This is a genomic window from Mycobacterium sp. TH-M103 (assembly GCF_057473785.1).
Genome location: NZ_JBYCLG010000344.1, coordinates 1 through 7,168 on the forward strand (window position 1 = coordinate 1; position 7,168 = coordinate 7,168).

8 protein-coding genes are annotated in these 7,168 nt (G+C 72.6%); 5 read left to right on the forward strand and 3 right to left on the reverse strand.

The window, feature by feature from the left end:
* Both ccsB and AC2VOR_RS19120 read left to right on the forward strand, forming a co-directional pair.
* Positions 1–490: c-type cytochrome biogenesis protein CcsB (gene ccsB / locus AC2VOR_RS19115; RefSeq protein ID WP_486964311.1), on the forward strand; the 490-nt coding region annotated here is incomplete at its 5' end.
* Positions 491–546: 56 nt separating this feature from the next.
* On the forward strand, positions 547–1,839 hold the full coding sequence (locus AC2VOR_RS19120; protein WP_486964312.1) for a MinD/ParA family ATP-binding protein: 1,293 nt from the start codon (positions 547–549) through the stop codon (positions 1,837–1,839).
* Between the two features lie 4 nt (positions 1,840–1,843).
* Here the strand turns inward: AC2VOR_RS19120 and AC2VOR_RS19125 are convergent, their stop codons facing one another.
* Complete coding sequence (locus AC2VOR_RS19125) at positions 1,844–2,005, reverse strand: hypothetical protein (RefSeq protein WP_369740790.1); 162 nt, start codon at positions 2,003–2,005, stop codon at positions 1,844–1,846.
* Between the two features lie 111 nt (positions 2,006–2,116).
* Between AC2VOR_RS19125 and AC2VOR_RS19130 the strand changes: the two genes are divergently transcribed.
* The gene (locus AC2VOR_RS19130; protein WP_369741766.1) at positions 2,117–2,398 is read left to right on the forward strand and encodes a DUF4229 domain-containing protein; all 282 of its coding nucleotides are present in this window, start codon (positions 2,117–2,119) and stop codon (positions 2,396–2,398) included.
* A 16-nt stretch (positions 2,399–2,414) separates the two neighbouring features.
* On the opposite strand, the gene AC2VOR_RS19135 is transcribed toward AC2VOR_RS19130, so the two are convergent.
* The gene (locus AC2VOR_RS19135; RefSeq protein WP_486964313.1) at positions 2,415–3,287 is read right to left on the reverse strand and encodes a 1,4-dihydroxy-2-naphthoate polyprenyltransferase; all 873 of its coding nucleotides are present in this window, start codon (positions 3,285–3,287) and stop codon (positions 2,415–2,417) included.
* 60 nt (positions 3,288–3,347) lie between these two features.
* Between AC2VOR_RS19135 and AC2VOR_RS19140 the strand changes: the two genes are divergently transcribed.
* Together AC2VOR_RS19140 and AC2VOR_RS19145 are read left to right on the forward strand one after the other, a co-directional pair.
* Positions 3,348–4,124: an S-methyl-5'-thioadenosine phosphorylase gene (locus AC2VOR_RS19140; RefSeq protein ID WP_369740788.1), complete on the forward strand. Its 777-nt coding sequence runs from the start codon at positions 3,348–3,350 to the stop codon at positions 4,122–4,124.
* The gene (locus AC2VOR_RS19145; protein WP_369740787.1) at positions 4,121–5,155 is read left to right on the forward strand and encodes an NAD-dependent epimerase/dehydratase family protein; all 1,035 of its coding nucleotides are present in this window, start codon (positions 4,121–4,123) and stop codon (positions 5,153–5,155) included. The genes AC2VOR_RS19140 and AC2VOR_RS19145 overlap by 4 nt, the downstream gene beginning before the upstream one ends.
* A 50-nt stretch (positions 5,156–5,205) precedes the next feature.
* Here AC2VOR_RS19145 and AC2VOR_RS19150 read toward each other — a convergent pair whose 3' ends face one another.
* Positions 5,206–6,789: a DUF7937 domain-containing protein gene (locus AC2VOR_RS19150; protein ID WP_486964314.1), complete on the reverse strand. Its 1,584-nt coding sequence runs from the start codon at positions 6,787–6,789 to the stop codon at positions 5,206–5,208.
* Between the last annotated feature and the right edge of the window lie 379 nt (positions 6,790–7,168).

A 7,168-nucleotide genomic window follows, 5' to 3' on the forward strand; every position in this document is an offset into this window, starting at 1 on the left:
GGTGATGCCCGCGCTGCAGTCCTACTGGCTGCCCATCCACGTGTCGGTGGTCAGCCTCGGGTCGGGGGTGTTCATGGTCGCCGGCATCGCCAGCGTCCTGTTCCTGCTGCGGACGTCGCGGCTGGGGCACCCCGAGACCGAGGGCACCCTGGCCCGGCTCGTGCAGCGGTTCCCGGACGCCCAGACGCTGGACCGCATCGCCTACCGCACCACGATCTTCGCGTTCCCGGTGTTCGGCTTCGGCGTGATCTTCGGCGCCATCTGGGCCGAGGAGGCCTGGGGCAGGTATTGGGGCTGGGACCCCAAGGAGACGGTGTCGTTCGTCGCGTGGGTGGTGTACGCGGCCTATCTGCACGCCCGGTCGACCGCGGGGTGGCGGGACCGGAAAGCGGCCTGGATCAACGTCGTGGGGTTCGTGGCGATGGTCTTCAACCTGTTCTTCGTTAATCTGGTGACCGTGGGCCTGCACTCGTATGCGGGGGTGGGCTGACAGCTGGTCTGACAGTGGGCAAAACGACCCGCATAACCGATCGAGGGGGAGTGCACGTGTCCGACGAGCCGACGACGGGCGTGGAATCGCCCGACCAACCCACCAGGCAGTTTACCCCGCAGGACTCTGTCGAACCCCAGGCCGCGTCGCCGCCCGAGCCGGGCGGCGACGCGCCGACTCGCGCCTTCGTCGGCTTCCGCACGGACCGGCGGGGCTCCGGCAGGCAGGAGCCGCCCCCCTCGGGCGGTATGCCGCAGTGGGAACCGACCCCGGCGACCGGCATGAGGCGGGTCGACCCGACGGCCTACGGCGCCTACTACACCGGACCGATCGATGCGGGGCCCACCGCGGTCCACGCCGCGCCGGCGGCCCCGTCGGGTCTGCGCCGTCCCGAGCCGCTGCCGCACACGCCGTACCCGGAGCTGTCCACCAGCATGCTGTTGCGCCCGGTGAAGCCCCCGCCCACCGAGGGTTGGCGCCGGCTGCTGTACGTGCTGTCCAACGGGCTGATCAACGTGGGCGAGGGTGCCCGGGCCGCCCGCTACAACAACCTGGTGGCCCAGGTCAACCGGCCGCTGCGGGGTTGCTACCGGATCGCGCTGCTGTCGCTGAAGGGCGGGGTGGGCAAGACCACGATCGCCGCGACGCTGGGGGCGACGTTCGCCGAGATCCGCGGCGACCGGGTGGTGGCCGTCGACGCCAACCCGGACCGTGGCACCCTGAGCCAGAAGGTGCCGCTGGAGACGGCGGCGACGGTGCGCGAGATGCTGCACGACGCCGGGAGTATCGCGCGCTACAGCGACGTTCGCCGGTACACCTCGAAAGGGCCGAGCGGGCTGGAAGTGCTGGCGTCGGAGACCGATCCGTCCGTGTCGGAGGCGTTCAGCGCCGCCGACTACGACCGCACCCTCGAGATCCTGGAACGGTTCTATGGCCTGGTGCTCACCGACTGCGGCACCGGGCTGCTGCACTCGGCGATGTCGTCGGTGCTGGACAAGGCCGACGTGCTGGTCGTCGTCAGCTCGGGATCGATCGACGGCGCGCGCAGCGCCTCGGCGACGCTGGACTGGCTGGACGCCCACGGCCACGAGGACCTGGTCCGCGATTCGATCGCCGTGATCAACGCGGTGCGCCCGCGCACCGGCAAGGTCGACATGAACAAGGTGGTCGACCACTTCTCGCGGCGCTGCCGCGCCGTGCGCATCGTGCCGTTCGACCCGCATCTCGAGGAGGGCGCCGAGATCAACCTGGACCGGTTGCGGCGGGGGACCCGCGAGGCGCTCGTCGAACTGGCGGCCGTCGTTGCCGACGGGTTCGGCGGCGACCAGCGCAACCCGGGTCTGGGCTGAGCGGCTAGCGAGGGTTGTTGTCCCCGTGGCCTAATCGCCGGAGGAAGTCGGGATCGTCGTCGGGTCCGATGACGCGGGTCTTCGGGCGGCTGTTCTGCAGCCGCGCCGCGCGCCAGCCAACGTAGATCAGGGTCCCCAGGATCAGCACGACGAGCAGGTAGAGCACTCAACACCTCCTGCAGCGAATATACCCGCGTCGTAGGCTCGACCCGTGGCAGCAGAGCCTGGCCCAGAAGGCACCGAAAGCACGGAAAGCACCGGACACCGGGGCGGCGGCATGATCGGCGGTGTCCTGCCTTACGCGGCAGCGCGGTTGCTGCTGGTGGCCGTGCTCACCGGGGTGATCTACGGGATCGCCCGACTGCTGGGGATCGCGCAGTTCCCCGTCATCGTCGCCGCGTTGTTCGCGTTGATCATCGCGATGCCGCTGGGCATCTGGTTGTTCAGCCCGCTGCGCCGGCGGGCCACCGCCGCGCTCGCGACGGCCGGGGAACGCCGCCGCCGGGAACGAGAACAGCTGCAAGCCCGCCTGCGCGGCGAGGACGTCGACGAGGACTAGGGAAGCGCACACCCGGTCAGCGCACCAGCGTCAAGGCCAGCGCCACCGCGACCGCCCACACGATCATCGCCAGGCCGGTGTCGCGCAGCACCGGGATCAGCGCCGGGCCGCCGCGGCCCGATCGCACCGGGCCCGCGGCCCGCAGCGCCAGCGGCGTGGCCACCAGGCCCGCCGCGCACCACGGCGTGGCCGCCGTCAACACCAGGGTCAGCGCCCCGGCGGTCGCCAGCAGCGCCTGGTACAGCGTGCGGGTGCGGGCGTCGCCGAGACGCACCGCCAGCGTGATCTTGTGCGACTGCGCGTCGGTGGGGATGTCGCGCAGGTTGTTGGCCACCAGCACCGAGGACGACAGCGCCCCCGTCGACACCGCCAGCACCAGCCCCACCCAGTCCACCCGCAGCGCCTGGGTGTACTCGGTGCCCAGCACCGCGACCAGGCCGAAGAACACGAACACCGCGACCTCGCCGAAACCGGCGTAGCCGTAGGGCTTCGACCCGCCGGTGTACAGCCAGGCCCCCGCGATGCAGGCGGCGCCGACCGCGATCAGCCACGGCGCGGACAGCAGCGCCAGCGCCACACCCGCGACGGCGGCCACCGTCAGGCTGGCCACCGCCGCGGTCAGCACCGCGCGCGGCGCCGCCAGCCGCGCCCCGACCAGCCGCACCGGGCCGGCGCGGTCGTCGTCGGTGCCGCGGACGCCGTCGGAGTAGTCGTTGGCGTAGTTGACGCCGACGGTCAGCGCGACCGCGACGGCCAGCGCCAGCAGCGCCTTCCACCACACCGCGGCGTGCAGCCACGCCGCGGCGCCGGTTCCGGCGACCACGGGCGCCACCGCGTTGGGCAGCGTCCGCGGCCGCGCACCCGAGATCCACTGCCCGAAACTGGCCATGAAAATATCCTGCAACATCCTGCAACATCCCGCCGAAGGGCCATGCACCAGAATGGGCGGATGCTCGGGGTGATCGGCGGCAGCGGCTTCTACACGTTTCTCGAATCCGACGTTCGCACCGTCACCGTGGACACCCCCTACGGCCGGCCCAGCGCCCCGGTCACCCTCGGCACGGTCGGCGGGCACGAGGTCGCGTTCCTGCCCCGCCACGGCGCCACTCACGAGTTTTCGGCGCACACCGTGCCCTACCGGGCCAACATGTGGGCGCTGCGCAAGCTCGGGGTGCGCCGCGTGTTCGGCCCGTGCGCCGTCGGTAGCCTCGACCCGGCCAACGGTCCCGGCACGGTCGTCGTGCCCGACCAGCTGGTCGATCGCACGAGCGGCCGCCTCGACACCTACTTCGACTCCGGCGGCATCCACGTCGACTTCGCCGATCCGTACTGCCCGACCTTGCGCGCCGCCGTCACCGGCCTGCCCGACGTGGTCGACGGCGGCACCATGGTGGTGGTCCAGGGTCCGCGGTTCTCGACCCGGGCCGAGAGCCGGTGGTTCGCCTCGGCCGGGTTCGGCCTGGTCAACATGACCGGCTACCCGGAGTCGGTGCTCGCTCGTGAACTCGAAATGTGTTATGCCACGATAGCTTTGGTCACCGACCTGGATGCCGGGGTCGCGGTCGGGGAGGGGGTGAAGACCGCCGAGGTGTTCGCGCAGTTCCAGCGCAACGTCGAGCTGTTCAAGAAGCTGGTGCGCGAGGCGATCGCGCGGGTGGCCTCCGAACGCAACTGTACCCACTGCCTGCCGCACACCGGCGTCACGCTGCCCGTCGAGCTGCCGTGAGGGTGCTGCTGACCGGCGCGGCCGGTTTTATCGGGTCGCGGGTCGAGGCGGCGCTGCGGGCCGAGGGTCACGACGTGGTGGGCGTCGACGTGCTGCTGCCGGCCGCGCACGGCCTGGACGCGGTCCTGCCGCCCGGGTGCCACCGCGTCGACGTCCGCGACGCCGACGCGCTGGCCCCGCTGCTGGCCGGCGTCGACCTCGTGTGCCATCACGCCGCGATCGTGGGGGCCGGCGTGGACGCCGCGGACGCGCCCGCCTACGGCGGACACAACGACCTGGCCACCACGGTGCTGCTCGCGCAGATGTTCGCGGCCGGCGTGCGCCGCCTGGTGCTCGCGTCGTCGATGGTGGTGTACGGGCAGGGGCGCTACCACTGCCCCGAACACGGGCCCGTCGACCCGCTGCCGCGGCGGCGCGCCGACCTGGACGCCGGAGTCTTCGAGCACCGCTGTCCGGTCGGCGGTGAGGAGTTGCGGTGGCGCCTCGTCGACGAGGACGCCGCCCTGCGGCCGCGCAGCCTGTACGCCGCCAGCAAGACCGCGCAGGAGCACTACGCGCTGGCGTGGTCGGAGGCGACGGGCGGGTCGGTGGTGGCGCTGCGCTACCACAACGTCTACGGCCCCGGGATGCCGCGGGACACCCCCTATTCGGGGGTGGCGGCCATCTTCCGGTCCTCGCTGGAAAAAGGAGAACCGCCAAGGGTTTTCGAGGACGGCGGCCAGATGCGTGACTTCGTCCACGTCGACGACGTGGCGGCCGCGAACGTGGCCGCCGCGGCGAGCGACCGCGGGGGCTTCCTCGCGGCCAACGTGTGCTCGGGGCGGCCGATCTCCATCATGGAGGTGGCGACGGCGCTGTGCGCCGCCCGCGACGGTGCGTCGGCGCCGGTGGTGACCGGCCAGTACCGCAGCGGCGATGTGCGCCACATCGTCGCGGATCCGGCCCGCGCCGCCGAAGCTCTGGGCTTCCGGGCGGCCATCGAGCCGCGAAACGGGCTGCGCGACTTCGCTTTCGCGCCCCTGCGCGGCTGAATCCGGGTCAGTTCTGCCCGATCGGGGCGCACGGCGCCGTCCACCCCCGACTACTTCGTGTCGTGCGGGGCCCGGAAGATCCTGGGCTTCGGCACGGGGATCTGCCGCGTGGCCGAGTCCTCGCCCCGGAAGATCCGCGGGCCGGGCCCTGCCTGCGGAATCACGGTGGTGGGGTGCTCCGCGCCGGCGCCGGGTTTGCCGGTCGGGATCCGCGTCGTCGCCGCCGCCGACGGCGGGGCCGGGCGGGGCACCCGGACGCGGGTGGTCGGTGCCGCCGACGGCCGGCGGCCGCCGGCCGGGGCGGCGCGCTTCCGGCGCCGGTGGCGTCCGGCGACGATCGCCGCGGCCAGGATGCACAGGGCCAGCCCGCACAGCGTCACGTCGAAGACGCTGGTGATCTGCTGGGCGAGATCGTTGCCGTACACCGGGTTCCGCGCGGTCGCGTTGGGCGGCTCCTGGAACCGCGGCGCCAGCGCGACACCCAGCACGACGCGCGAGACGCTCAGCGTGGCGACGAGCCCGCACAGCGACGACACCAGGCGCGCCGAGACCGCGTCGTTGGCCAGGTTGACGCGCAGCCAGATCGCCAGGGTCGCGGTGACCAGGTCGAAGCCGGCCAGCACCATGCTGTCGTACCGGGAGAACGGGTAGTTCAGGCTGACCGCGACGGCGAGGTCGGTGAGCCGCATGGCCATCGACCCCAGGCACCAGACGGCGATCAGCGCCAGGCCGTTGCGCGCCGCCGCCCGCCAGGCGTTCGCCTCGGTCGTGCGCGCGCCCCGGTGGTCCAGGAACGTCCGTGGCGCGAACACCGCCGCCGCCGCCGCCCACGCCAGGTAGCCCTCGAACCCGACGCCGGCCGTCGAGGTGTTCTGCGCGATGCCGTGGAATGCGTCGACGTCACGGCCGACGGGCAGGATCCACACCAGGACGCCGGCGACCGACGCCGACACCCCGAGCGCCACGGTGGCCAGCCGGGACGCCTTGGTGGTGCGGACGAGCCACGTGGAGGCGACGAGGACGGCGACCAGGGCCACCACGCCGTAGACCACCGCGCTCGTGATGACCGCGATGTTCTGTTTGCCGAACCCGGCGCCGCCCAGCGCGTACTTCACCCGCCAGAACAGGTTGAAGCCGAAGCTCAGCGCCGCCCCGAGCATCGACGCGTAGCCGATGACCCGGACGGCGGGGAACTTGGTGTCCGCCGACGCGGGGCTCACCGGTTGCGTGCTCAGCAGCGCGCCGGCCACACCGAGCCACGCCCCCGGCCCGACCCCGCCCGGCACCTGAACGGTGCCGGCGAAACGGACCGTCTCGAACACGTCGAACCCGACGAAAGCCAGCACCAGCAGCAGATAGGGGACGTTGCCGCCCGCGCGAAACCGGCCCGCCACGGCGGGGTGGGACCGCAGCGGGCCCAGCCGCGTCACGCCCAGCGCCAGCAGCGACAGCACGGTTACCGCGATCAGCACGGCGAACACGGCGCCGCTGGTGCCGGGGATGCCGAGCCCGAAATAGAGGTTCCACGGCAGCAGCGGCGCGACGACGAGCAGGCCGGCGGCCGTCAGGTCGCGGGTCCGCGACCACCCGCCCGCCGGCCCCGGCGCGGTGGCGGCCGCCGGGGCCCGGTGCACGGCGGCCCCGGGTATGCGCTGCGTCTGCCCGCCGATGGGGCCGGTAGGCGTGTCGTCGCTGCTGTGGCTCACGAGGCCCCCCGGGTCTCAAGGACGGTTACCGCCGGCGCGGGTTCGGTGGTGCGGCCGGGGCACACCCCGGCGGGCCGACTGCGTTGCTCGCTTGCGACCATAGTCTCCGTTCGGACGCCGCGGCGATGGCTCTCCGCGGGTGTCGTTGCGGCGACCGCGCCGTCGTTCGCCGACGCTGGTTACGCTGCGCTCGTAGGCGAACTGATAATGCCGACGGTATCGCAGTGTAGTGATGCCGGGACATTGCTGGCTGCGGGGTCGCCAGCCGAAGGAGAGCCGGGATGGACGTCGTTTTGGGGGTCGCGGT

What these genes read in the sequence shown, in the direction of transcription:
- AC2VOR_RS19130 (WP_369741766.1), top strand. Translation starts at nt 2,117, where the DNA reads ATGATCGGCGGTGTCCTGCCTTACGCGGCAGCGCGGTTGCTGCTGGTG.
- AC2VOR_RS19135 (WP_486964313.1), bottom strand. Translation starts at nt 3,287, where the DNA reads ATGGCCAGTTTCGGGCAGTGGATCTCGGGTGCGCGGCCGCGGACGCTG.
- AC2VOR_RS19140 (WP_369740788.1), top strand. Translation starts at nt 3,348, where the DNA reads ATGCTCGGGGTGATCGGCGGCAGCGGCTTCTACACGTTTCTCGAATCC.